24 protein-coding genes are annotated in these 24,722 nt (G+C 48.3%); 22 read left to right on the forward strand and 2 right to left on the reverse strand.

Features of this window, described 5'->3' with window-relative positions; all coding sequences use genetic code 11:
* From MH144_RS20200 to htpG, 17 genes are all read left to right on the forward strand, one after another.
* On the forward strand, positions 1-1,025 hold a 1,025-nt coding region (locus MH144_RS20200; RefSeq protein WP_239303619.1), incomplete at its 5' end, for a hypothetical protein.
* A gap of 54 nt (positions 1,026-1,079) precedes the next feature.
* Positions 1,080-1,709 (forward strand): LysM peptidoglycan-binding domain-containing protein, encoded by a 630-nt coding sequence (locus MH144_RS20205; protein WP_239304081.1) that lies wholly within the window; start codon positions 1,080-1,082, stop codon positions 1,707-1,709.
* A complete protein-coding gene (locus MH144_RS20210) occupies positions 1,706-2,692 on the forward strand; it encodes an XkdQ/YqbQ family protein (RefSeq protein WP_239303621.1) in 987 nt (328 codons plus the stop codon). Before MH144_RS20205 ends, MH144_RS20210 begins: the two co-directional genes overlap by 4 nt.
* The gene (locus MH144_RS20215) at positions 2,685-3,095 is read left to right on the forward strand and encodes a hypothetical protein (protein WP_239303623.1); all 411 of its coding nucleotides are present in this window, start codon (positions 2,685-2,687) and stop codon (positions 3,093-3,095) included. The genes MH144_RS20210 and MH144_RS20215 overlap by 8 nt, the downstream gene beginning before the upstream one ends.
* A complete protein-coding gene (locus MH144_RS20220) occupies positions 3,088-3,543 on the forward strand; it encodes a DUF2634 domain-containing protein (protein WP_239303625.1) in 456 nt (151 codons plus the stop codon). Before MH144_RS20215 ends, MH144_RS20220 begins: the two co-directional genes overlap by 8 nt.
* Positions 3,544-3,547: 4 nt before the next feature.
* Positions 3,548-4,687, forward strand: a complete 1,140-nt coding sequence (locus tag MH144_RS20225) for a baseplate J/gp47 family protein (protein WP_239303627.1) — start codon at positions 3,548-3,550, stop codon at positions 4,685-4,687.
* Complete coding sequence (locus MH144_RS20230; RefSeq protein ID WP_239303629.1) at positions 4,680-5,273, forward strand: YmfQ family protein; 594 nt, start codon at positions 4,680-4,682, stop codon at positions 5,271-5,273. The genes MH144_RS20225 and MH144_RS20230 overlap by 8 nt, the downstream gene beginning before the upstream one ends.
* Positions 5,273-6,154, forward strand: coding sequence for a tail fiber protein (locus MH144_RS20235; RefSeq protein WP_239303631.1), 882 nt, complete (start codon positions 5,273-5,275; stop codon positions 6,152-6,154). Before MH144_RS20230 ends, MH144_RS20235 begins: the two co-directional genes overlap by 1 nt.
* Entirely contained in the window at positions 6,155-6,787 is a 633-nt protein-coding gene (locus MH144_RS20240; protein ID WP_239303633.1) for a hypothetical protein, read from the forward strand.
* Positions 6,780-7,187: a hypothetical protein gene (locus tag MH144_RS20245; RefSeq protein WP_239303635.1), complete on the forward strand. Its 408-nt coding sequence runs from the start codon at positions 6,780-6,782 to the stop codon at positions 7,185-7,187. Before MH144_RS20240 ends, MH144_RS20245 begins: the two co-directional genes overlap by 8 nt.
* 246 nt (positions 7,188-7,433) lie before the next feature.
* A complete protein-coding gene (locus tag MH144_RS20250; RefSeq protein ID WP_239303637.1) occupies positions 7,434-7,931 on the forward strand; it encodes a phage holin family protein in 498 nt (165 codons plus the stop codon).
* A complete protein-coding gene (locus tag MH144_RS20255; protein WP_239303639.1) occupies positions 7,918-8,184 on the forward strand; it encodes a hypothetical protein in 267 nt (88 codons plus the stop codon). The genes MH144_RS20250 and MH144_RS20255 overlap by 14 nt, the downstream gene beginning before the upstream one ends.
* 228 nt (positions 8,185-8,412) lie before the next feature.
* Positions 8,413-9,342, forward strand: a complete 930-nt coding sequence (locus MH144_RS20260) for a glycoside hydrolase family 25 protein (RefSeq protein ID WP_239303641.1) — start codon at positions 8,413-8,415, stop codon at positions 9,340-9,342.
* Between the two features lie 846 nt (positions 9,343-10,188).
* Positions 10,189-11,835, forward strand: a complete 1,647-nt coding sequence (locus MH144_RS20265; protein WP_239304082.1) for an ABC transporter substrate-binding protein — start codon at positions 10,189-10,191, stop codon at positions 11,833-11,835.
* 173 nt (positions 11,836-12,008) lie between these two features.
* Positions 12,009-13,013 (forward strand): ABC transporter permease, encoded by a 1,005-nt coding sequence (locus tag MH144_RS20270; RefSeq protein WP_239303643.1) that lies wholly within the window; start codon positions 12,009-12,011, stop codon positions 13,011-13,013.
* 254 nt (positions 13,014-13,267) lie between these two features.
* The gene (nikC, locus tag MH144_RS20275; RefSeq protein WP_239303645.1) at positions 13,268-14,164 is read left to right on the forward strand and encodes a nickel transporter permease; all 897 of its coding nucleotides are present in this window, start codon (positions 13,268-13,270) and stop codon (positions 14,162-14,164) included.
* Positions 14,165-14,739: 575 nt separating this feature from the next.
* Positions 14,740-16,620 (forward strand): molecular chaperone HtpG, encoded by a 1,881-nt coding sequence (gene htpG, locus MH144_RS20280; protein ID WP_239303647.1) that lies wholly within the window; start codon positions 14,740-14,742, stop codon positions 16,618-16,620.
* A gap of 256 nt (positions 16,621-16,876) precedes the next feature.
* On the opposite strand, the gene MH144_RS20285 is transcribed toward htpG, so the two are convergent.
* Complete coding sequence (locus MH144_RS20285; RefSeq protein ID WP_239303649.1) at positions 16,877-17,059, reverse strand: hypothetical protein; 183 nt, start codon at positions 17,057-17,059, stop codon at positions 16,877-16,879.
* Between the two features lie 234 nt (positions 17,060-17,293).
* Between MH144_RS20285 and MH144_RS20290 the strand changes: the two genes are divergently transcribed.
* The 4 genes from MH144_RS20290 to MH144_RS20305 all read left to right on the forward strand — a co-directional run bounded on the left by MH144_RS20290 (position 17,294) and on the right by MH144_RS20305 (position 22,844).
* The gene (locus tag MH144_RS20290; protein WP_239303651.1) at positions 17,294-18,709 is read left to right on the forward strand and encodes a deoxyguanosinetriphosphate triphosphohydrolase family protein; all 1,416 of its coding nucleotides are present in this window, start codon (positions 17,294-17,296) and stop codon (positions 18,707-18,709) included.
* A 17-nt stretch (positions 18,710-18,726) separates the two neighbouring features.
* Positions 18,727-19,767 carry an MsnO8 family LLM class oxidoreductase gene (locus MH144_RS20295; protein ID WP_239303653.1) on the forward strand — a complete coding sequence of 347 codons (1,041 nt, stop codon included), beginning with the start codon at positions 18,727-18,729 and terminating at the stop codon, positions 19,765-19,767.
* 333 nt (positions 19,768-20,100) lie between these two features.
* Positions 20,101-21,813: a methyl-accepting chemotaxis protein gene (locus tag MH144_RS20300; protein WP_239303655.1), complete on the forward strand. Its 1,713-nt coding sequence runs from the start codon at positions 20,101-20,103 to the stop codon at positions 21,811-21,813.
* Between the two features lie 53 nt (positions 21,814-21,866).
* Positions 21,867-22,844, forward strand: coding sequence for a TRM11 family SAM-dependent methyltransferase (locus tag MH144_RS20305; RefSeq protein WP_481857383.1), 978 nt, complete (start codon positions 21,867-21,869; stop codon positions 22,842-22,844).
* A gap of 126 nt (positions 22,845-22,970) precedes the next feature.
* On the opposite strand, the gene MH144_RS20310 is transcribed toward MH144_RS20305, so the two are convergent.
* On the reverse strand, positions 22,971-23,927 hold the full coding sequence (locus MH144_RS20310) for a D-2-hydroxyacid dehydrogenase (protein WP_239303659.1): 957 nt from the start codon (positions 23,925-23,927) through the stop codon (positions 22,971-22,973).
* 190 nt (positions 23,928-24,117) lie between these two features.
* On the opposite strand from MH144_RS20310, the gene thpR reads away from it, so the two are divergent.
* A complete protein-coding gene (gene thpR, locus MH144_RS20315; RefSeq protein ID WP_239303661.1) occupies positions 24,118-24,720 on the forward strand; it encodes an RNA 2',3'-cyclic phosphodiesterase in 603 nt (200 codons plus the stop codon).
* Positions 24,721-24,722 lie beyond the last annotated feature (2 nt).

A 24,722-nucleotide genomic window follows, 5' to 3' on the forward strand; every position in this document is an offset into this window, starting at 1 on the left:
CATTCTCCGGGATAGGCAACAATGCAAAGTGGCTGTGGAAGAAGGGGGTATCGGTAAAGGATGCTGCATTCTCCGGGATAGGCAACAATGCAAAGTGGCTGTGGAAGAAGGGGGTATCGGTAAAGGATGCTGCATTCTCCGGGATAGGCAACAATGCAAAGTGGCTGTGGAAGAAGGGGGTATCGGTTAAAGATGCTGCATTCTCCGGGATAGGCAACAATGCAAAGTGGCTGTGGAAGAAGGGGGTATCGGTTAAAGATACTACATTCTCTTGGCTTGGCAACAAGAGTGTTGGCATTAAAGATTGGTATGAGAATTCTAAAGAAGAAATCAAAAAGTTTTTTGAAGTCTCTGACTGGATTAACAAAGGTAAAGAGGGCGGTCAAAAAATACTGGAGACTTTTAAAAATTTCGGTTACGGATTAAGCTACAAAATGCAAGATATGTGGGATCATCCATGGACTAAACGTGTGAGAAAGGTAGGGAATGGCGCTTTTAAATTTCTTGATATTGTAGGAAATATAAATAAGGTTGTACATGCTTCTACACCAGAAGAAAAAATGATTGAAGTAAGTAAGATTATTGGAGCGAAAGTAGGATCAATAGTTCTAGGAACTGGATTGGGTGCTTTGGGTGGAATCATTCCAGGTGCGCAACCAGCTATCCCAATCCTTGCTGGTACTGGGGCATTCTTTGGTGATAAGTGGGGAGAGAAATTAGGAGAATGGGGCGGTAAGGCTCTTACCAGTATTTGGCCTAAAAGTTGGTGGCCTTTAAAAAAGGTTAACACTAGCAGTATAAAGCCTACAAAAAACATAGGGTTAGATAAAAGTAGGGCAAATAATATATTATCTTCCTCAACAAAAAAAACCAAGCAAATTAATGTGAATTTACCTAATGGCGCAATCCAAATATCCAATAATAATCATAAGTTGGATTATAGTGATCTAGCAAATCAAATTAGTAATCAGTTTGTTAAAGAATTACGTCGTGCCATGGAAAACCGAAAAACGATTATGGCCTAAGCAGAAAGGAGGCCTGCTATGAGTGTAATTAAAGACAACGTGGAAGGAATACGAATGGAATTTACCCTGAAGGATGGAACAACATCGTTCAGATTCCCGGTGAAGCCGGAGGAGCTGACAATATCAAGGTCCAAAGGGTATGAAACGATCAATATGCTGGAGTATGGCGAGTTTGATTTTGCACAGGGAGAGAAGGTGAAGGAGATCACTTTCTCTTCTTTTTTCCCAAAAGAATATGACGCGTCCTACTGCATGTACGAGCCTGTACCCGACCCGCGAGTGGCGATGAATATCCTGAATACGTTTCTCATATCCAAAAAACCACTTCGTTTCATCATTTCCAACACAGGGGTGAACGTGCCGGTGTATCTGATCTCGCACAATACGACCTTCCGGGGCGGCGAGAGTGGGGACATTTATTTTGACATTACACTGCGCACCTGGCGGGATTCCAAAGTGGAGAAGATCGGCGCGGCAACATCAGGAAGCAAGTCGGGTTCTCGTACCGATCTGAAAAAGAGCAGCAAGACGTACACCGTCAAATCTGGCGATTCTCTGTCCAAAATTGCAAAGCTTGAGCTGGGCAGCAGTTCCAAATGGAACGAGATTTACAAGCTCAATGTGAAAACCATTGGCAGTGATCCGAACCGGATCAAGCCCGGACAAAAGCTGGTGATGCCATGACCTACAAGGTTATTGTGGACGACAAATATGACATTACCAAACTAGTGGAGACGATTACGCTGAAGGACTCGCTCGATCAGATTGCCTATCAGGCGAACATGCGGCTGGCGGTGTCTGCCTCTTCCGGGTTGCCTGCGATATCACCGGGGATGGCAGTACGAATCAGTGGGGTTCCTTTTGGCGAAAAATCCATGGTCCATCTACTGCATCCTGCGGTCATCTGGGAGGTGGAAAGCTCCAACAGCGGCACCAAGCGGCTGTCTCTCACGGTGTACGACCGGATGATCTATCTGGAAAAATCGGAAGATGAGTTTCTTCTGCCCAAAGATCAAACCGCCACGCAGCGGCTCAAAACGTACGCCAAAGAGTGGAAGATTCCATACGGAACACTGCCAGATACCAAAACAAAGCTGGGCAAAGCGGTATATCGGTCGCAGACGATCTTTTCGATGATGTTTGCCGATCTGAAGGAAACGGCGAAGTCTGGCGGAGAGATGTATCATCCCCGGATGACACCTGGCGGGCTGCAGCTGTTCAAGGTAGGCAGCAATGCGAAGGTGTACGAGCTGGATCGGCTGATCGATCTGACCCAGATGCGTACGCTAGAGGGTGCAGTTACCAAAGTTAAAGTTATGGCTGCATCGGAATCCAGCAGCGGCAAGGAAGTTCCATCGAAAGTGCTCGCGATTGAGCAGGATGGTGTGGAGGAGCTGGGCACTTTGCAAAAGCTGATCGAGGACGATCAGGTCAAAACGGCCACTGCTGCCAAGAAGCTTGCGAAGAGTCGTCTGACAGGCATCCAGGAGACCTTTACCGTCTCTGCGCCAGATGTGAACACGATTCGCGCCGGCGATGAGGTGCTGCTCAAAGGCCTGAAGCTGATCGTCATGTCTGTCAGCCGAGACCTATCGGCCGGGCCTGGGACGATGACGCTGGAGCTGGGCACGGCGGAGCTGGTGAAAAGGAGGTATTACCTTGAATAAGGAAGATCCGTATGGGCATTTTGCCGAAGTCATGCGGGGCGCAATGAGTACGCATACCCGTCAGGCCGTGAGCGGCATGGGCGCGGTGCTGGGTACAATGACGTCGTCCGGCGTGAAGCTGGATGATTTCAAGCACGAAATGCAGGATTATCTCGTGGCCGAGCTGCCGGGCACGCTTGGATTGCCGGAGCGCGAGGCTGTTGGCGCGATCTCCGGGATACCTGACGTGGCGAATGGCGGAACGACGGGCACGGGAAGGTTTCTTTTGCAAGAAGAGGAAGTGGAGGAAGCGGTGTGGTCTCTGGGGAAAGGCTTGAAGGCTGGGGACCGTGTGCTGGCGATGCGGGTAAATGGCGGTAACGACATTGTGGTGCTGTGTAAGGTGGTGAGTGCGAATGCCTAGTTTGTTCCCGGCAACGGGTGTGGTCTGGGGAGATGAAGAGGATCTGTCGGGTGCGACTTCGGAAGAGGTACGCTTTGGACGGGGCTGGCGATTCGATTACGATGCGGGGGATTTTGTGCTGACCCCAAGTGGCAAAGTGGCTGCGGCAGATCCGCAGGAAGCCTGGGTGCAATGGTGCATCAAGGCGGTGAAAACGCCGCGGTACAGACATGTGATTTACTCCCGGAACTATGGCTCGGAGCTGGAAGAGCTGGTGGGTCAGGGTGACAGCCGGGGTGTGATGGAAAGTGAGATTACCCGGATGGTAACAGAGACGCTGCTGGCAGATCCACGCACGGATTCGGTAGACCAGTTCACGTTCGATTGGAACCTAGAGCAGTGCATGTTCACGTGCCGGGTGGCGAGTGTACAGGAAGAGATGTTTATTCTAGAAAGTGAGGTGATCTGACGGGATGGCTGAGATTCCGCGTTATTTGGAGGACCAGACGGAGGAACAGATTATGCAGCGCATGCTGGATCGTCTACCCGCGGATCTGGATAAGTCGGAGGGATCGTTTCTGTGGGATGCGGAGGCTCCGGTTGCGTTTATGCTGTCTGAGGCGGCGCTGTGGGCGCAGGAGCTGCTTCGGAGAGGGTTTGCCAGTACGGCTGCGAGCAGTGACCCGAATTTTCGTTCGGAAGAGCTGGATCTGCGGGCGGGAGAGCATGGTATTACGCGGCGGGCCGCGGTGGCGGCACAAGGCACGGTGAGGTTCACGGGTACACCGGGGAAAGCGGTGCCGGCGGGTACAGTTGTAGCTACGCTCGCGGATGAAGTATCTGGTGAAGCTTCGCTGGAATACGAGACCGTTGGGAGCGTAGAGCTTGGAGAAGATGGATTCGGTATGGTTGGTGTGCGGGCGCTCGTTGCCGGAAAAGAAAGTAATGTGCCGACTGGCACTGTGACCGTGCTGTCTACACCGGTAAGTGGCGTGACGTCTGTGGTGAACACGGACGTTATCAAAGGCGGTGCGGATATCGAGGCGGATACGGCGCTGCTGGAACGCTTTTATGCCAAAGTCCGCAACCAGGGGACAAGCGGCAACAAGGCACAGTATGTGCAATGGGCCAGTGAAGTGCCAGGTGTTGGCGCGACACGTGTAATTCCGTTATGGAAGGGGCCGGGCACGGTAGGACTGTATCTGCTGGATACGGACAAACGTGCGGCAGGCAGCGATCTGGTGGCGGCCGTGCAGAAGTACGTGGACCCGACGCAGGATGGTCAAGGTGAAGGCGTTGCACCGGCAGGTCCGGTGGTATCGGTCATGCCAGCCGAGGAAGTGCCCATGAATATTGAGGTAAAGCTGACGCTGGCGAGTGATGCGACACTGGCGGATGTCCGAGCATTGATCGAACGCGGGGTAACTGCATATCTGAAACAGTTGGCATTTGCTGATCCGCTCGTGCGCTACACCCGTATTGCTGCGATTTTGCTGGACATTCCGCCGATTATCGACTATTCGGAGCTGACCGTAAACGGTGTGAGCGACCAAAATATCGAGATGACTGCGAGTCAGGTGGCGGTGCTGGGGACGGTGGATGTCCATGAGTAGTCTGCCGTGGGTTGTGGCTTCTACAATGACAAGCCCGAAGGGGAAAGAAATGTTCTCGTATTTGCCGAGCTATTATGAGACTTCGCTCGTTATGCAGGCGGATATGCAGTCCAAAGGCACTGAGATGGATCTGCTGTATCAGGCGTTGGATGAGACATTGGATCAGTTTTTTGTGCGTACGGCGACGTGGGGATTGGATTTCTGGGAGCAGGAACTTGGCCTTGAGACGGATCGACTCAAACCCGTGGAGCAACGACGTGCCGTGGTGGAGTCAAAGCTGCGCGGTGCAGGGACATTTTCCGGAAGACTGGTGGCGAATGTAGCTGAGGCGTATGCCGGAGGCAAGGTGGATGTCACGTTTCAACCGGAGGCGTGGAGCTTTACGGTGAGCTTTGTGGATACGATGGGCATTCCGCCCAATATCGACGATCTCAAACGTGCGATTGATGAACTAAAACCGGCCCACATGGCCGTGGAATATGAGTATCGCTATCTGATCTGGGACGATCTGGACAACAAACAGATGACCTGGGATGAACTGGATGCTGCGTCCCTGACGTGGAATGAACTGGAGGTGTGGGCGTAATGCCACAAGAAACGGATCGACTGAAATTGCCTCTCCCCTTGGGGAACGAGAACGTAACCCGGGAGAGTATTAATGGGATTTTCGAGAAGATTGATGCAGGTGTCGCGACACAGGCCGATTTGGATACGCTTCGTGAAGCGGTGAGTAAGATGGATATTCCTGATGCGTCTTTGACGCAAAAAGGGAAGGTGCAGTTGTCGAGTAAGACGGATGGCACGTCTGAGACAGTGGCAGCGACGGAGAAGGCGGTAAGGGATGCGAGGGTTGCGGCGATCAATGCAGCGTCTACAGATGCGACAACAAAAGCTAATGCGGCGGTAGCGCCTATTACCGGAGCAGACTCAGCCAATCTGATCCCAAATTCATCAGGTATGTTAGGTCTTTATGGGTGGACTAATAGAGGGGCCTCAGCCTCTCTTTTTTCGGCTGTTTCTGGTGAAAATTACAGACTGATTAAATACTTTGGAATGACGGATACCGTTGCTGCTAATACCTATGCTATTCTCGATTCAAAAAGCATTGTTGTAACAAACGGAACATACAACCTTCAGGCCGTTTTTTATACAACCGGAATGAATGTAGGAGCTTTGTTTATCGAAATTAAAAATCCTGAAAATGATGAAACAATAAGTAGCCTTCCTGCCACACTGAATTCTACATGGCATAGAAAGTCAAAATCGATTACCATCCCTGCGGGGGTTTCATCGGTGGTTATTAGGTTGGTTGTATCTACTGGCGGGGTTAATGTTCCCGCAACCACTAAGGGTATTGGAAGAATAAAGTTTTCAGTTGGTTCAGCAGACGTTCCATATACCTCAGAAGCTGACGATCTGGCGTTGTATGAGTACGCCACAAGACAAAATATGTGGGGGGCGTTGTAATTGCCAATTGCAGTTTTATATGCAGGTGCACCAAGCATGAACACTCATGTTTTTCCGACAAATGTGTACACTTCGCCCGTTGGAAAAAAAACAATCATAAAATCAATAACGATCAACAATAATTCATCTACCGATCAGTCTTTCACCATTCGGATGGCAGGTTACAGCATAGTTTATAACCATGTCATAAAACCGAATGACACTATAATTCTTCCCGCTTCTGGTTTTGTTTTGTTATCAAACGAAACGTTAAGCGTTGGTAATTCATCATCGCTTTATATCAGGGTTACAGGGGAAGTTATCGATACATCCATATTATTATCTCCTATAGTGATTCTAAGAAGTACAGCATTAACCACATCGGCAACAGGCACGCAGTATAGAAACACTTCAAACGACGTGCTGATTAAATCTGTTTCGCTTTGCAATATAACTGCAAGTCCAGTTGCGGTGAGTTTTTATATGGGTGGTTTCGGTATTATTTCCGCAAAAATGATTAACCGATATGATACGTTGACCATTCCATTTCTGGACCAACTTTTAATAAAAGGTGATTATGTGCAAGCGTGGGCCGGGGTAGAAGGTGCCATCGTTCCATACGTTACCGGAATTGAGGTGGTCAATAATGCCTAGAATCGATAATTACTCGTTAGATAGTTACTTGTTGGATGGGCCTTCAAATGACAAACCACTTGAACTTATTGCATCTGGTACGGCAACTAGTGCAGCGACATCGGTGTTCATGACTAAATTTGAAACGGAAGGGTCGTACAACTCGAATTTCCCAGTTTCGGTCAGTAGATCGTTTGGGATGATACCGAAAGTGATTTTGTTAAAGAGAGGTACTACAGGCTACATCGAAACCAGTTTTTTTCGGGACGTGAAAAATTTTAATGGGTCGTCACTCATATTAATCATGTCTTCTGGTTATCCCGCTATGGCTGCAATTGGTAATTTTCCGGTATCGAAAGATTCCTTTTCGTTACCCGTTGCGATTCAAGGCGGGACGTACACTTGGGAAGCTTACGCATAACGATGACAACATACAACAGAGATATATACAGAGGGTTACAGCGGACGTGTTGTAATTCTTAACACTTTGTATAATCAAAAGGGATCAATAGAGAGAAGGGGGCGTTGTGGGCAAATACCGTGTTGTCGAACTAATCATTATGTTCATCCCACGTATTATCAACATATACAGACGTAGAATGATCGGAATAGGTGTTTCTTATGAATTGAACGAATGCTCGTAAACCCTGCTTAAGGAGGTGAAACCATGGAAAAATGGGACACCCTATGGAAGTCTTTTATCGCTCTGCTAAGCAGCTCAGCAACCTACTTCTTCGGCGGCTGGTCAGGCGTGCTTGGGGTACTGCTCGTATTCGTCATCATGGACTACCTAACGGGTATCGCGGCAGCGGGGGCGAGTGGCAAGCTCGAAAGCAATGTCGGGATGTTTGGCATCGCGCGAAAGGTATTTATATTTGCAATGGTATCGGTGGCTCATCTGGTGGACGGTGTTCTGGGAGACGGACATTTGTTCAGGGATGCGGTCGCCTTTTTTTATATCGCGAATGAGCTGTTATCCATTATTGAAAATGGGGGCAAACTGGGAGCACCGATTCCACCTGCGATCCGGCAGGCCATTGAAGTGCTCAAGGGCAAGGGAGGGGACGGGGGGATTCCCGGTAACTATACTCCTCATACCAGAGAATCTACTGCATCATCAGATCATAAGGATGTTGATGAACAGATTAGGGATGACACGAAGTAAGGATTCAACATTCATTCCAATGTACTCTGTAACAACAGACAGAGCGCTACTGAGTCAAAAGTATGTGCCATTAGCTACAAGTAGTGAAAGAGACGGAATCGATTCTGAAGAAGCGATAGCGGTCGCCTTTGTCTCCGAATTTCAAACCTTTAAGAAAATAAATCAAGAAAATTTGGAGACAACAGCGATCGGAAGAACGATCTGGATCTGGAACGGTCACGTACCGCCCCGGCATGGTTTCCTTAGTGTGTGATAGATACCGAAGTGACATTAATAGAAGTTTATATAGCACCAATATAGAATACGATGTAGGCTGACTTAAGCACTAACTAACTTTATTTCAATAGCGACAACGAAATAACCCCGAGCAATCCGAAAATTCGCTTTTACCATCAACAAGGGACACGCACACAAGCAATCCCAAGCCTCTTAGCATTAACTATATACAAACGGCAATTGCCGCATAAAGGGTGTGAGAAACATGCAAACCAGAACCTCAGGCAACACGCAGGGAATTGACGTCTCTCGCTACCAGGGCAATATCGACTGGGCCAAAGTGAAGGCAAGCGGCATGACGTTTGTGTTCATCAAGGCAACCGAGGGGCAGACGTATACCGATCCGAACTTTCAGAAAAATGTAAGCGGCGCACTGGCGGCAGGCATGCTGGTCGGAACGTACCACTTCTTCCGCGCTACCTCCACGGATGGGGCCAAGGCCGAAGCGGCGCATTATGCGAGTACGCTAAATAAGGTCGGAGGCGCGAAGGCACTGCAGCTGCCACCGGTTATGGATTACGAGAACAACCCGGGCAATCTGAGCAAAGCACAGATCAACACGGTAGCCAAAGCCTTTTTAACTGAACTGCAGCGTCTAACGGGTGTAAAACCAATCATATATACGGGCAATTCATTTGCCAGCAATTTTGAACCTTCGCTGGGCACGTATGATCTGTGGGTTGCGAGGTACAGCAGCACACGTGTGCCGGATGACCAGCCTGCCTGGAAACGTTGGACATTCTGGCAGTATACGGACTCAGGCAAAGTGAATGGAATTAGCGGCAACGTGGACATGAATGAGTTCGAAGGATCGGCAGCGGAGCTGCGGGCCAGATATGCAGCAGCCACGCCGAAGCCGCCTGAATCATCCGAGCCTGTGAAACCGATCGAACCACCGAAAGGGGGCGAACCGATGACAGCCGAAGAGAAAGCAGCGTTTGATGCGCTGAAAGCTCAGGTAGACAAACTGCAGGCGCGTCAACAGATGGAAGTTCCGGTGTGGGCGAAAGCAGCCGTGGATGCGGCACTGGCGTATGACACCAAAAATCCGCTGTTCAGCATCGATAATGGAGCAAGTTATGATTTTTACCGTTTTATTACGGTCATGTATCGCAGAGGTTTGTTCAAGAAGTGAGTTAACACAGATATAATAATAGCCATGATGAACGTTACCAGAGCGGGATTAAGAGGGGACACATAGGCATTTCCATGTCGAATAGTGTTCCTTTTTTGTGTTTTATGTAACTAAAATTAACGCGTGAATAAAGTTGGAGACTTATGTCCGCAAAACTCTTGTCTAATTGATGAATGTGATGTAAAGTAAGTTACACGAAATTGTTTTCAACCACTGTTTATTTACATAAATCTCCTCACCATGACAGAGCCTTAACATGACAAGTTATCGTAATGTCTCCCTGTTGTCTAATCCCTACATCTTCGAACACACACACTCATACACGCCAGCTTCATACAACTACTTTCTGAGAACTACGACGTACTACATCCATTTAGCTTTTAACAATTGTTAGATGCTGCCTAACCCTTCCAATGGTCAATGCCAAACTTCATGAGCAAACAAAAAATATGTATCTAAAACGAGCGATGTTTTACTACCATGTCGTGATGCAATTCTCTTGTCTTTTTTGTCTTCTAACTCAATTTTCACTTCCATCCAAATAGTAAAATGCTGTTGCTAATTGACCTAAGTTCAATTATTGCGCAACTGAGCCGAACTAACCTTTTTACTAAAAGGTAATCTATTGAATCCACATAATCTTATAATCTGTGCCCGGTCCGCAAAATCTTAAAAAAACGAATGGTAAATCCACCTTATCCTAATACGATCATAATTACAGGTATCACAGGCACCTAAAGCCTTTTATTGATACAAGCAAGCACCGAACCAATGGCTATCATTGAAGTTTTTTCACGCCAGCATTACACACATTATGAGACAGGGAAGGGTGTTGTACGTATGCGAATGAGAAAGAAATGGATGTCCGGTTTTGTGACTTTGGCTTTGAGCACCGTCTTGGTGTTGTCCGGCTGCTCCAGCAATGAAGAAACAGGCAATTCACCTGCTCCGGCAGAAGGTGCCGATCCCCCAACAGAAACTGCAGCTCAGGATACGATGATTATGGGCCGCGGTGGGGACTCGGTGGCATTGGACCCTGCGATTGTAACAGATGGGGAGTCGCTGAAGATTGGGCACCAGGTGTTCGACTCATTGCTGGATTACAAGGAAGGCGAGACGGAGGTCGTTCCTGGTCTGGCAGAGAGCTGGGAGATTTCAGCGGATGGCCTGAAGTACACGTTTAAGCTGAAGTCCGGCGTGAAGTTCCACGATGGAACAGATTTTAATGCCGAAGCCGTTGTGTTTAACTTCAACCGTTGGAGTGATCCGGCGAGTGAATATAAATTTGAAGGGGATTCCTTCGACTATTACGATTCCATGTTTGGGCCAGAGGATGGCCGTGTCATCAAGGAAGTGAAGGCGATTGACGAGACGACTGTGGAGTTCACGCTGAACCAGCCGCAGGCGCCTTTCCTACAAAATATCGCGATGACCCCATTCGGCATTGCCAGTCCAACAGCCATTCAGGAGAAAAAAGAGAATTTCAAAAGCGAACCCGTGGGCACAGGTCCATTTGTATTCGTAGAGTGGAAGCGGAATGACTCCATCACCCTGGAGAAAAATCCGAATTACTGGAAAGAGGGCTTACCGAAGCTGAACAAAGTCATTGTTCGTTCGATTCCGGACAACACGGCACGCTTCAATGCCCTGCAAAATGGCGAGATTGATGTCATGGAGGATCTGAATCCGGATGATCTGTCCATTCTCGAAGGCAACAGTGAGCTGCAGAAGATTGAGCGTCCACCGTTCAACGTGGCGTATATCGGCTTTAACTTTAAGAAGAAACCTTTTGACGATGTAAAAGTAAGACAAGCCCTTAACCATGCGGTGAACAAGCAGGGCATTATCGATGCGTTCTTTGCCGGACAGGCTCAGCCTGCGGTGAACCCGATGCCGCCAACCCTGTGGGGTTACAACGATGCCATTGAGGACTACCCGTATGATCTGGAAAAAGCAAAAGCATTGCTGGCCGAAGCCGGCTTCCCGGACGGATTGCCAGACCCGGTGACGTTCTATGCCATGCCGGTGTCCCGTCCTTACATGCCTGACGGCAAGAAGGTGGCCGAAGCCATTCAGGCTGATTTTGAGAAAATCGGAGTGACCGTCAACATCGAATCGCCGGAGTGGGCGACTTATCTCGATGATGCAAAAGCCGGAGAAAAGGACGATATCTACATGCTCGGCTGGACCGGAGACAACGGCGACCCGGATAACTTCCTGTACACGCTGCTGGATAAAGACGCAATCCCGGGCAACAACCGCAGCTTCTATGTAAACGAAGAATTGCATGTGCTGCTGACGGATGCGCAGAAAGAAACGGATCAGGACAAACGCGCCGAGCTGTACAAACAGGCTCAAGTCATTATCAAGGAAGATGCACCGTGGATTCCACTTGTGCACACGACACCTATTCTGGCAGGCAAAGCAAACCTGAAAGGTTTTGTGCCGTCCCCACTCGGCAGCGAATCCTATGCAAATGCTTATTTTGAATAACGGATATATGTGAGCTGAAATCATCATCATTTTTCGTTTCATCTTTCAAGGCGCTGGTAAACACGCAATGCTTGACAGAATCCACATCTGGTCATAACAATCTAAAGCATTCTTGTCTACCAGCGCTTTTATAATGCATGTTGCATGATACGTCAAAGGCAGGTGAATAGGGATTGAACAGTTATATTGTCAAACGCATACTCGTGCTGCTGCCCGTACTGCTCGGCATGACCCTGATCGTCTTTTCCATCATTCATGCCATCCCGGGCGACCCGGCGGAGACGATTCTTGGGCAAAAGGCAACCGAACAGTCCAAGCAAGCCCTTCGGGACCAGCTCGGACTTGATAAACCGTGGTTCCAGCAGTATTTCGCTTATCTTGGCGATTTGTTCCAAGGAGACTTGGGCACATCCATCCGTACCAAGGTGCCTATTGCCCAGGAAATCGTACCTTACCTGACAGCGACGCTCGAACTGACGATGGCGAGTATGCTATTTGCCGTCATTATTGGCGTTAATGCGGGAATCGTCAGCGCATGGAAACATAACTCCTGGTTCGATTACTGTTGTATGGTTATTGCCTTGGTTGGTGTGTCGATGCCAATCTTTTGGCTGGGTCTGATGGAACAGTGGCTGTTTGCCAACAAGCTGCACTGGCTGCCCTCTATTGGAAGAATGAACGCACGCGATCCCGTCGATGCCATCACCGGTCTCTATGTTCTGGATACGATGATTGCCGGTCGTTGGGACCAGCTGTGGACCGTTACCAAACATCTCATCCTGCCAAGTGTTGCGCTTGGAACCATTCCGATGGCCGTTATTGCCCGGATGACTCGCTCCAGCATGCTTGAGGTCATGAGTTCGGATTATATCCGCACCGCAAAGGCGAAGGGACTCGGTCCGTTTTTTGTCGTGTATGGACATGCACTCAAAAATGCCTTTATTCCGGTCCTGACCGTTATCGGCATCCAAACCGGCTCTTTGCTCGGCGGCGCGGTCCTGACCGAAACGATCTTCGCTTGGCCTGGTGTAGGGCGCTATATATATGAAGCGATTAGTTCGCGGGATTATCCGGTCATTCAGAGTGGCATTCTGATTGTTGCCTTCTTTTTCGTATTGATCAACCTGATTGTCGACCTGCTCTATGCTGTGTTTGATCCCCGGATTAGCTATAAGTAGGAACTCCATCATTTGTTTTGATGAATGAATTTCAAATAAGATAGATATCAGAAATTACACGATACGAAGAGTGCAGAACCAATCTGTAGAAGCGAAGCGTTCGCCTTTATCACCGGATTTTCCATTTATATTCATGGAATCAAAAAAATCTGGGGATAACAGCGATCGGAAGATGGTTCAGCAATGGTAGTCTGAAGTGTTATTAGAATCATTCTTCTTATCTTTCATTCATAGCCAAAGAAGGGAGACGCCGCATGGCCAAATTATCAACCAACACTGGACAATCCATAGAAGCAGTATCGGCACGTGCATCCGGTCCATGGCGGGAAGCCTGGAGAACATTTCGCCGCAATCGGCTGGCGCTCGCCGGACTGATCATTATTGTGTTTTTCATCCTGCTGGCCTTCCTGGCTCCATACATTTCTCCTTATGATTACAAGGAACAAGTGCTGACAGATCGCCTTCAGGCTCCTTCGGCAGAGCATTGGTTTGGTACCGACGATCTGGGGCGTGACGTATTTTCCCGAGTGCTTCACGGAGCGCGTATCTCATTGTGGGTGGGGTTCTTCTCGGTGATCGGCTCCATTATTGCGGGAGCATTGCTTGGTCTGGTTGCAGGATACTATGGAAAATGGGCAGACATGCTCATCTCGCGTCTATTCGATATTCTGCTGGCCTTTCCGGGCATCCTACTCGCAATTGCCATTGTGGCAATCCTTGGTCCCTCGCTGCAAAATGCATTACTCGCCATAGCCATCGTCAACATTCCGACCTACGGAAGATTGGTGCGTTCGCGTGTACTTAGCTTGAGACAGGAGGAATTCATTACATCTGCCCGCACACTGGGCGCGAATAATATGCGAATTCTGTTCCGTCATATTCTGCCGAACAGCCTTACCCCGCTGATTGTTCAGGGGACGCTGGGCATCGGCACAGCGATTATTGAGGCAGCCGCACTGGGGTTCCTCGGCATGGGTGCACAACCGCCTGACCCGGAATGGGGCAAAATGCTCTCGGATTCCCGTCAGTTTCTACAAAAGGCCCCGTGGACACTCATTTTCCCAGGACTTTCCATCATGCTGACAGTGCTGGGCTTCAACCTGCTCGGGGATGGATTGCGTGATACCCTTGATCCGAAGATGGTGAAGTAAATGAAGGGATGCGCTCCATTCTTTCATTGACCCGCTTTTTTAACCAGCTTATTAGCCAGGCTGACCATTTCAGCTATACCAATCAGAGAAAAGCCGGTTCGAACGATGATTCGAGCTGGCTTTTTGTATTGTCTGATGGATTACGTTAAAATCAAATATGCGTGTATAAATGAAGTGTTAATCTACCATTTTGTTAAAATAACGCCCGGCGTATTGACACCCAATTTTGCCATATGTTATATAAAAGAAAGGGTTTAGCACTCCGGTCACCTGAGTGCTAACACATGATCCTTTATACTACAGCGACTACATATGGAATAATTAATTTTGTTTCATAGAACGAACTTGGAAACTACACGGGAACGAAGCGTTCAGAACCAATTTGGAGAAGCGGAGCGTTCGCCTTTATCACCGGATTTTCCACTTATAATAATGGAATCAAAAAAAATCTGGGGATAACAGCGATCGGAAAATGGTTCTGATTAGCGAAGTGGCTTCGTGTAAAGGTAAATAGTTTGTTCTATAACTGCAAATCAATCATTCTATATCCCAAATTGAAAGGAGAACACCCATTCATGGCCAAGAAACAGTTCCAGGCAGAATCCAAACGTTTGCTGGATATGATGATCAACTCCATCTATACCCAAAGAGAAATCTTCTTGAGAGAATTGATCTCCAACTCCAGTGACGCCATTGACAAAATATATTACAAAGCCCTTACCGACGATACGCTCGTCTTCAACAAAGAGGATTACTACATCAAGCTGACCATTGACAAAGAGAACCGTACACTCACGTTGACTGATACCGGAATCGGGATGAGCCAGGAAGAGCTGGAGAACAATCTCGGGGTTATCGCGAAGAGCGGCTCGCTGGCGTTCAAAAAGGAAAACGAAGCCAAAGACGGCCATAACATCATCGGACAGTTCGGGGTTGGTTTCTACTCTGCGTTCATGGTGGCGGACAAGCTGACCGTAACAAGTAAAACGCTGGGGAGCGACGAAGCCTGGAAATGGGAGTCCGAAGGTGCAGATGGATACACGATCACTCCAGCGGAGAAAGATTCCGTAGGTACGGAAATCGTCCTGACGATTAAAGCAAATACCGAAGAAGATTCGTACGATGAGTTTTTGGAAGAGTATCGCCTGAGATCCATCATCAAGAAATATTCCGACTTCATTCGTTACCCGATCAAGATGGATGTGACAAGTCAGCGTCCGAAGGAAGGTACGGAGAACGAGTTTGAGGAGTACAAAGAAGAGCAAACCGTGAACAGCATGGTGCCGATCTGGCGCAAAAACAAAAGCGAGCTGACTGAAGAAGATTACAACAACTTCTATATGGAAAAACGGTACGGTTTTGACAAACCGCTCAAACACCTGCACATCAGCGCGGATGGCGCTGTGGTATACAATGCCATTCTGTTTATTCCAGAGAGCACGCCGTTTGATTACTATACCAAAGAGTACGAAAAAGGCCTGGAATTGTACTCCAACGGTGTCCTGATCATGGATAAATGCGGCGATCTGCTGCCGGATTACTTCGGATTTGTCAAAGGTATGGTTGATTCGGAAGACCTGTCCCTGAACATCTCCCGTGAAATGCTGCAGCATGACCGTCAGCTGAGCCTGATCGCGAAAAATATCAAAAACAAAATCAAGAGCCAACTGCAAAGCCTGCTGAAGGACGATCGTGAAAGCTACGAGAAGTTCTATCAAGCGTTTGGACGTCAGTTGAAATATGGCGTATACAGCGACTATGGCGCAAATAAGGATACACTGCAGGATCTGCTGCTGTTCTCTTCTTCCAAAGAGAAGAAGCTGGTCAGCCTGGACGAGTACGTTTCCAGAATGCCGGAAGATCAGAAGTATATCTACTACGCATCGGGTGAGTCCATTGAACGGATCGAGAAGCTGCCTCAGATTGAGGGCGTATTGGATAAAGGATATGAAGTACTGTACTTCACGGAGGACATCGATGAATTCGCGATCAAAATGATCATGAACTACAAGGAGAAAGAGTTCAAATCCATCTCCAGCGGTGACCTGGGTATCGAAGACAGCGAGGACAAAGAGAAAAACGAAGCAGAAGACAACGACAACAAAGAGTTGTTCGAAGCGATGCAAGCACAGCTGGCAGGCAAAGTAAAAGCCGTCAAAGCTTCCAAACGCCTGAGAAGCCATCCAGTATGTTTGTCCACCGAAGGTGAACTGACCATCGAGATGGAGAAAATCCTGAAAGCCATGCCGAACAGCGAAAATGTACAGGCAGATAAGGTGCTGGAGATCAACGTCAATCATGATGTCTTCAAATCCCTGAAAGATGCCTACGCACAGGATAAGGAAAAATTGAGCCTGTACACTAGCTTGCTGTACCACCAGGCATTGCTGATCGAGGGCTTGCCGATCCAGGATCCGGTAGAGTTCACAAACGATATCTGCAAAGTGATGGTGTAATCGCATCACCGAGCTGGGCCTTGTAATGAGCGTGTAGTTTCACGCTATCAGCATTTCCTATAAGTAATGGGCCAGCAGAAGTGCAGCGCCTGACCATCTCCACCCGACAGGGCAATTCCGTCCCTGTCGGTTTTTTATTTTCTCCCCCTCTCAATGGAAACAAATAGGAGACAGAGGATCATGAAAGTGGCGCACTTGAATTGAGAATGAGTATGTCTCATGTAACTTCCTAATTACTTTAGATTCTACGAATATACTATTTTTTATTGAAATCATAGCGATCAGCAGCGAAATAGTGGAGGGGACGGAATCGATTCTGAAGAAGCGGAGCGGTCGCGTTTGTCTCCGGGTTTTTCCCTTGCCAAGGGAAATTCAGAAAACCTGGAGACAACAGCGATCGGAAGAACGATCCGTAACCGGAACGGCCAACGATGCTCATAAGTTCGTAATTCTTCCTAATTTTTAGATTCTCTAAGTGGTTTCATATTTTAATGAATATCATTTTCATTTAGGTGCACGGATGATAGTCTGTCGGGGTATAATAAAAGAAGAAGACTGTACATCGCAAGTTGATGTGAGAAGAGATGACAATCACAGACAGGTTTTGCTTTTCGAAACGACGGATGTTGTGTATAATCACTCAAAATAGAGACAGTCGGCTAGGAGTGATCACATGCAATGGAACGATTTGAGAGAACATAGACAATATCCTGAACTTACCAAACTGGATGGAGCTCGCGCAGCATATGAGCGGGACTATTCCAGACTAATTCATTCACCGACCTTCCGCCGGTTGCAGGGCAAATCCCAGGTGTTTGGTGCCGGAACAGGCGATTATTATCGCACCCGGTTAACCCACTCCCTTGAGGTTGCGCAGATTGCGCGAGAGGCGGCGAGAAGCCTGCTTCGTCGTTATCCACAAGTGGACTGGAGTCAGGCGGACAGCCCGGGGCTTATTATTGATTCGGAAGTGGTGGAATGTGCCGCAATCGCACATGATTTCGGACATCCGCCGTTTGGACATAAAGGGGAAGAAGTGCTGGACGGAATATTGGATGACCTGATCAACACCGAGGTCAAGAAGATCATGAAGAAGAGCCGCAGTGCGAAATCCCCCCTACAGGAGCCGGAGGTTCGTGCGGAGCTGAAGCGGAAATATGAGCATTTTGAAGGCAATGCACATAACTTCCGTCTCATCATGTTCCTGGAGAAACGTGAAGATATCGATGGACTGAATCTGTCCGATGCCGTGCTGCTTGGAATCAACAAATATCCTTATCCAGGTACGGAGAGCAAGAAGGGCATGTACCACCATGAGTGGCAATATATCCACGAGATTCGTAATCGCTGGAACATGCCGGCCGGCAAGAAGACGCTTGAAGCACAGCTCATGGACCTCTGTGACGATATTGCGTACTCCGCACACGATCTGGAGGATGGGATTAAGGCAGGCAAGATCGAAGTGCATGAGCATTTCCTACAGGACCCGCACATTCATCGCCTGATTGTGGATAAGATTACTACACTCGAGGATCTGTTCTGGAATGGATGGACGAGAGAGGCGATTGGGCAAAAGGTAGAAGAAGTGCTCGCTTCGTTCCTGCGTGTCTGGAATGAGAAGATGCCATTCTGCGAGCATGACTACTCACGTACCCGCCGCGAGGTCAAGGCATACTGGGTAAGCCTCTTTGTGGGTAGCCTGGGCGTAATTGACGACGGGGATTGGAAAAAGGTGACGTTTGTCCGCGAAGGGACAGAGGATCTTGATATGCTGCGCACGGTGAGTGTTCTCAAGAGCTTTGCCTGGGTGACCATGATTCGTGATCTGCGCGTGCAGCGTCTGCAAAAACGCAGTGAATGGATGATTAAGCGTCTGTGGGATGCATTCCTCGACCCGGAAACGTCCAAATCCATTATTCCATCCGACTGGCTGCAGCGCTATGAGAAGGATCAGGCGAAGGCTCATCCAATCTGGACATGGGAGCACATGGTGATTGATTATATTGCAGGCATGACGGATGCGTTTGCCGAGAAAATATACAATGAATTGTATGGTCTGAAGGTAGGCTCCATCTACGATCTGGACTAGAATAAGGAGTGAGAAGCTTGGATACAAATATCGGCACAGGCTCAAGCGAGCGGTTCAGTCTTGGCGTGCTCGACCTTGTGCCAAGGTTGAATGGAGCTACAGCGGAAGAGGCATTGCAGCAGTCCGTATCTTTGGCTCAACATGCCGAAGACTGGGGATATACCCGGTACTGGACGTCCGAGCATCATGATATGGAAGAACTTGCATCTGCATCGCCTGAAGTTCTGCTCTCGCATATTGGTGCCAGGACAGCAACCATTCAGCTGGGGTCAGGTGCGGTGCTGCTGCCGCACTACAGTCCGCTGAAGGTGGCCGAGTCGTTTCGGCTGCTGGCTGCACTTTATCCAGGGCGAATTGAGCTGGGATTAGGACGGGCGCCTGGAGGTGGGCCGCATGCCACCATGGCGCTAAGCGGCAATTATTTGCAGCATGTGTCCAAATTGCCTGAATCACTCGCGGCACTCACTGAATTGCTCGAGGATCGTTACAGCTATGAGGAGCATCCGGTAACGGCACGTCCTATCCCTGAGCTTCCCATCTCCCTGTGGATGCTGGGCACCAACGTCAAGAGTGCCGAGTTTGCTGCGCGGTTTGGCATGGGATATGTATTTGGTCAGTTTATGAGTGATGCCGATGGTACGGAAGCGGTAAAGCGGTATCGGGAGGATTTTATCCCCGGTAAAACCATGGAAGAACCGCAAGTTATGGTGGCGATCAGTGCAATGTGTGCAGAGACCGTGGAGGAAGCTCAGGACTGGAGCCGCGAAATGGCAGCCCGGCGCAGGCAGAGCGGACAAGATGCACCAGCACGGCATTCTGCAGGGAAGGAATCCGGCCCTGGTACGAATGGTCAGACCAGCATTGAAGAGGGGAAGGATGAGGGCGAAGCACATAAACATTTTGCGGGAACAGCGCCGCAGATTTGGGAACAATTCGGGCAGGTAAGCAAACGACTGGGGACGATTCAATTTCTGGTGGTTACAGCCGGCCCTGATTACGAACGCAGACTTGCGTCTTATCGGTTACTTGCCGAGTTTGGTAAAAACGTGGTGAAGTAAGTGGTGCTTTTCCAGTTTTCATAGGCTTATCCCCACAATCTAATACGTCTGAAGGGTTGCAGATCGGAATTCTCCGCATGCTGCAGCTCTTTTCCATTTTATTCCCTGGCATGCATTCTGATGTTTTCTCATTAACTCATTGTATATACGAGGCACAAGATTTTACAAAACGAAGCATGTCTTAAACAAAATAATGTTATAATACTTTACGTCAGTTTACCTATAAAGATATGATAAAAGAGTATTTTACAAGATGCCAAAAGAAGGGTAAAACCAAGACTAAAGAACCGAAAATTCGGAGATAGGCCGAATCCGGTATAAGGGGGAAACCACATGTTCAGCAGATTCAAGATTAGGAGTATCGGTCTGCGTATCAGCATCGCGTTCTATTTGTTAATCCTCTGTTTAATTCTCCTTAGCGTCACCATTGTAACCCGGTTGAACTCCATGGAGGCCAACACCAATGAGATTACGGGGAACTGGATGCCTTCGATTCAGCAAATCAATAGGTTGAACTATACTACCGAACATATTTTGTCATTGAGTTACCGCCACTTTGATGCTCAGGATGGAGACAAGGCTGAACTCGCTGAAGAGCGTACCAATTATATTCGTGAAACGGTACAGACAATTAAAATATACGATCAGCAGGAAAAGGCGGCTGACGAACAGGAACACTGGGATGCATTCAAGACGAAGTGGGCAGCTTACCTTAAGCTGAATACCCAAGCGATCAATTTGAGCGATCAAGGACAATCCCAACTGGCGAAGGAAGTATCGGAAAAAGGTGCTGATTCTTTTGATGCCATGCAGGTCGATCTGGAATATCTGGTAGAGTACAATCAGAATCAGTCAGATCTCTCGGCAGCAGAAACCATCAGGTCTGTGCAGAATGGACGAATGATCATTATTATAGGAGTGCTGATCATGATTGCCATCACAGCGATCGCGATTCCAATTATCCGTTCACAGGTCGTGAAGCCGCTGCTCCGGGTCATTAGTGCAGTGAAGCTGATTGCAGAAGGCCAACTGAATGTGCAGGATATACATACCAAGCACGAAGATGAAGTAGGGCTCTTGGCCAAGGCGGTAAACACGATGAAAGGCAATCTGACTTCCATGGTGTTGAATGTCAGAAGGGTTGCCCAAGCGGTGAATCGCCAGAGCAACGAACTGGCCATTTCATCGGAAGAAGTCAAAATTGGAAGTCAGCAGATTGCCATTACGATGGAAGAGTCGGCCAAGGCTGCGGAGAGTCAGGCCGTAACGGCAGTCGAATCAGCACGTACAGTTGAGGGATTGAACGATCACATTCAGCAGCATGCCAATCAAGGGAGCAAGCTTAGTGCGATGTCAGAACGTGTGCTGGAGCAGGGATTGAATGGACGCAAGGCCATGGAGCAATCCGTGCAGCAAATGCAGCAAATCTCCGGTGCTGTCTCGGCTTCGATGGACCGGATGGAGCAGTTAAACCGTAAAAACGAGGATATTTCCAAGTTGGTTCAGGTGATTCGTGATATTGCTCGTCAGACCAACCTGCTGGCATTGAATGCTTCCATTGAGGCAGCCCGTGCTGGAGAAAGTGGTCGCGGGTTTGCCGTGGTCGCAGCCGAGGTGCGGAAGTTATCGGAAGCGGTGCAGACTTCAGTGGAGGAAATTACAGTGATTACGGAAGATATCCAGCAGGATTCCCAAGGAGTGGTTGCTGAATTGCGTACAGGTGTCCGGGAGACTGAACTGGGGCAAGAGCATGTGCGAACTTCGGGTAATCTGTTCCGGAATATTAATGAATCCGTAGAGGAAATGGTTCACGTGATTGGCACCATGACGGCTGGGTTAGAAGGCATGCAGGATGCGAGTGGACGCATGAATGATTTCAGCCAACAGATTTCAGCAGTATCGGAACAATCTGCGGCAAGCGTAGAGGAAGTTTCGGCTTCAGCTGAAGAACAGGTGAGCTCCATGGAAACGATTAGCGGCAGCATTCAATCCTTGAAGGAATTGTCGGATGACCTGCTTACTTCCATCGAAAAATTAAAAATATAAACCTTCTTCTTATAATAGAAGAAACATGAAGGACGGCTGCAATTTTGACTGAAATCAATTCGATCGAATTAACAGGGAGTTTAACCACCAAAGATTACCTCTATACGTTTGCCTGCCATGAGAATGAACGTGAATTATGCTCGCTTGAGCTCCATACATTGTTTGGTTCCACACTGGAAATGAATTCGAATTTACGCTCATATATGCGGTCCAGCATATGCATACCGCCAGGCAGAAGCCCATTTATCCACGGAAGGCTGGACGTGTTATCGGAAGCGGATAGCGTGAATGATATGCTTCCGGCTGCAGCGAAGATCGAACTGCTTCCGGAGGAAACGTTCAAAGTGGTATGCCTGAAAGAAGGGGACCATATGCCTGATTATGAACATTCCCGTCATCTGGAAAGAGAAGTGGGGATGCGCATCAAGGGCAAGGCACAGATGAAGCATCCAAAAGTGACCTTTGGACTAATACAAACAGGTAGAAAATGGATCTTGGGTCAGTGGACAGAAGCGGATCGATCGTGGCACAGTCATCAGCAGAAGCCGCAAAATTACTCCACTGGTTTCGGAGTTACACTGGCCAGGTCTCTCGTTAACATTGCCGTACCGAACATCCTGAACCAGCGGCTGCTCGATCCATGCTGCGGCATGGGTACGGTAGTCATTGAAGCACTCTCCATGGGGATTGAGACCAGAGGGAACGACCTGAATCCGCTGGCCATTCAAGGAGCGCGCATTAATCTGCCGCACTTTGGTTATGATCCGGCTTGCCTTACGCTGGGTGACATGAATGAATTAGACGGATCTTACGACGCAGCGATTTTGGATATGCCCTACAATCTGTGTTCCGTCCTCCCGGATGAAGAACAACGCCTCATGTTGACAAGTCTTCGAAGGCTGGCGAAACGGGCTGTAGTTGTATCCACGGAATGGGTGGAAGAGCATTTGCTTGCTGCGGGGTGGGAAGTGAATCAGTATTGTGCTGTGCGTAAAGGAACGTTTATACGTCACGTTTGGTTATGCACATAGTTATATAGTAGAAGAAAACCTCCAACTCGGAAGAAATGATTTCCGGGTGTGGAGGTTTTTTTATATCCATTTTTAGAAATAATGGTAAGGCATTTGTACAATTATGCATGGAAAATAGAGGGCTAATTAGTATTTATGACTATAGTCGACCAGGTTGAGCGGCAGCTTCTTGCCCGCCAGGTAAGCTTCCAGATTTTCCACAAAAATATCAAGTGCACGATCTGTATATTGCTCTGTACTTCCTGCGATATGGGGAGTGATTAACACATTGTCCTTTTTCCATAACGGATGCTCTGCAGGAAGGGGTTCTTCTTCAAAAACATCCAGCGCAGCATAGGCGACCTGACCGCTATCCAGTGCACGAATCAGCGCTTCTGTGTCTACACTTGGACCTCGTCCTACATTGACGAAGCAGGAGCCTGTCTTGAAATGTTCAAATGCGGTTTGATCATACAAATGATGGGTTTCGTCTGTGAGGGGCAAAATGTTAATGACATAATCACCTTTGCCCAAAGCTTCATGCAGTCCGGACATATCGTACATGTGATCGACATTAGGAACGTCTTTGCCGGACCGGCGAACCCCGATGACATTCATGCCAAACGCCTTGAGAATACGGGCAGCTTCGGTGCCGATCTCTCCTACACCAACAATGACAGCCGTTTTGCCGTGCAGTTCTGGCAGTGGTTTTCCGGGATTTTTCCACTCGGCTTGCTGTTGATGAAGCATGGCTTGTCTCAGCCAGCGGCTGTGCGATAACATCATGCCTACAATAATTTCAGTGATCGGGATGGCATGTACGCCATTTGCACTGGTCACCTGAATGTTTTTTTGCTCCAAATCCGAGAATGGAAGGTTATCCACACCTGCGGACCAGACTTGTACCCACTTCAGGAGGCTGTCCTTCTTCAGGGCATGTTCTGTGACGAGTGGAGACCAGCCAACAATGATTTCGGCTTCTGTTAACGCTGCGGGGTCAATCTCCTTGGCTTTGCTAACGGTCAGCGTATAGCCTGGAGCGGCGTCTAAAATGCGCTGCTGCTGATCCGCAGATAAAGATGGAAAACATACAATTTTACCCATAGTGTGTAACCTCCTGAATTCAATTGAGTTGTAAGATAAGTGTAGCAGATTTGAGGAAATGTTGCAGAAAGGCAGGAGTGCAGCCTCATGTGCAAGTGCTGATACTTGTGTCAATCTATAATTACCCAGCTTGAAACAGGGCATATGATTATGAAATAATAGAACGAACTTTAGAGAGGTGTATACGATGATGAATAACTATTCATATACGGATCTACCATCACGGCGGGAAAGATTATTTACGGCGATACGTCTTCCGGCAGCTATTCAGGAATCTCTTCAACTCGATGCAGGAATGGTGAAGAACAGACTCGATTTTCGCAAATGGACAGACCATCGGGATTATCATATAACGCTGCAATTTCTGGGAGATACACTGGTGAGTGATATCGGGCATCTGCGGAAAGCGCTGCGTATGGCGAGTACTGGAATCGAGCCGTTTGAACTGCAAACTTCTGGATGGGGAACTTTTGGTTTGAAAGATGCTCCAAAGGTATTGTGGAAGGGTGTGGACGGCGAACTGGAGTCATTGAATTTTCTTCACAAACGGATCGTGGAGGCGACATCCACACTTGGATATGAAGCAGAGCTGAGACCCTATTCTCCGCACATTACAATTGCACGCAAATTTCTGGGTTTAGCCCCAGGAAATGAAGATAAAGGTATTTATGGGGTGCTTCCGGAACATTCCTTGGGTGCTAAATCATGGATTGTGGAGGACTTTGTACTTTATGTGACCAGGCTGGGACAATCGCCAATGTATGAGGTTGTGGATACGTTTTCATTTTCCTGAAA

This window comes from Paenibacillus sp. ACRRY (genome assembly GCF_022346995.1).
Taxonomy (GTDB): Bacteria; Bacillota; Bacilli; order Paenibacillales; family Paenibacillaceae; genus Paenibacillus.

Coding starts and splice junctions, on each gene's coding strand:
- MH144_RS20205 (WP_239304081.1), top strand. CDS start 1,080: ATGGAATTTACCCTGAAGGATGGAACAACATCGTTCAGATTCCCGGTG.
- MH144_RS20210 (WP_239303621.1), top strand. CDS start 1,706: ATGACCTACAAGGTTATTGTGGACGACAAATATGACATTACCAAACTA.
- MH144_RS20220 (WP_239303625.1), top strand. CDS start 3,088: ATGCCTAGTTTGTTCCCGGCAACGGGTGTGGTCTGGGGAGATGAAGAG.
- MH144_RS20225 (WP_239303627.1), top strand. CDS start 3,548: ATGGCTGAGATTCCGCGTTATTTGGAGGACCAGACGGAGGAACAGATT.
- MH144_RS20230 (WP_239303629.1), top strand. CDS start 4,680: ATGAGTAGTCTGCCGTGGGTTGTGGCTTCTACAATGACAAGCCCGAAG.
- MH144_RS20235 (WP_239303631.1), top strand. CDS start 5,273: ATGCCACAAGAAACGGATCGACTGAAATTGCCTCTCCCCTTGGGGAAC.
- MH144_RS20245 (WP_239303635.1), top strand. CDS start 6,780: ATGCCTAGAATCGATAATTACTCGTTAGATAGTTACTTGTTGGATGGG.
- MH144_RS20250 (WP_239303637.1), top strand. CDS start 7,434: ATGGAAAAATGGGACACCCTATGGAAGTCTTTTATCGCTCTGCTAAGC.
- MH144_RS20255 (WP_239303639.1), top strand. CDS start 7,918: ATGACACGAAGTAAGGATTCAACATTCATTCCAATGTACTCTGTAACA.
- MH144_RS20260 (WP_239303641.1), top strand. CDS start 8,413: ATGCAAACCAGAACCTCAGGCAACACGCAGGGAATTGACGTCTCTCGC.
- MH144_RS20265 (WP_239304082.1), top strand. CDS start 10,189: ATGAGAAAGAAATGGATGTCCGGTTTTGTGACTTTGGCTTTGAGCACC.
- nikC (WP_239303645.1), top strand. CDS start 13,268: ATGGCCAAATTATCAACCAACACTGGACAATCCATAGAAGCAGTATCG.
- htpG (WP_239303647.1), top strand. CDS start 14,740: ATGGCCAAGAAACAGTTCCAGGCAGAATCCAAACGTTTGCTGGATATG.
- MH144_RS20285 (WP_239303649.1), bottom strand. CDS start 17,059: ATGAGCATCGTTGGCCGTTCCGGTTACGGATCGTTCTTCCGATCGCTG.
- MH144_RS20290 (WP_239303651.1), top strand. CDS start 17,294: ATGCAATGGAACGATTTGAGAGAACATAGACAATATCCTGAACTTACC.
- MH144_RS20300 (WP_239303655.1), top strand. CDS start 20,101: ATGTTCAGCAGATTCAAGATTAGGAGTATCGGTCTGCGTATCAGCATC.
- MH144_RS20310 (WP_239303659.1), bottom strand. CDS start 23,927: ATGGGTAAAATTGTATGTTTTCCATCTTTATCTGCGGATCAGCAGCAG.
- thpR (WP_239303661.1), top strand. CDS start 24,118: ATGAATAACTATTCATATACGGATCTACCATCACGGCGGGAAAGATTA.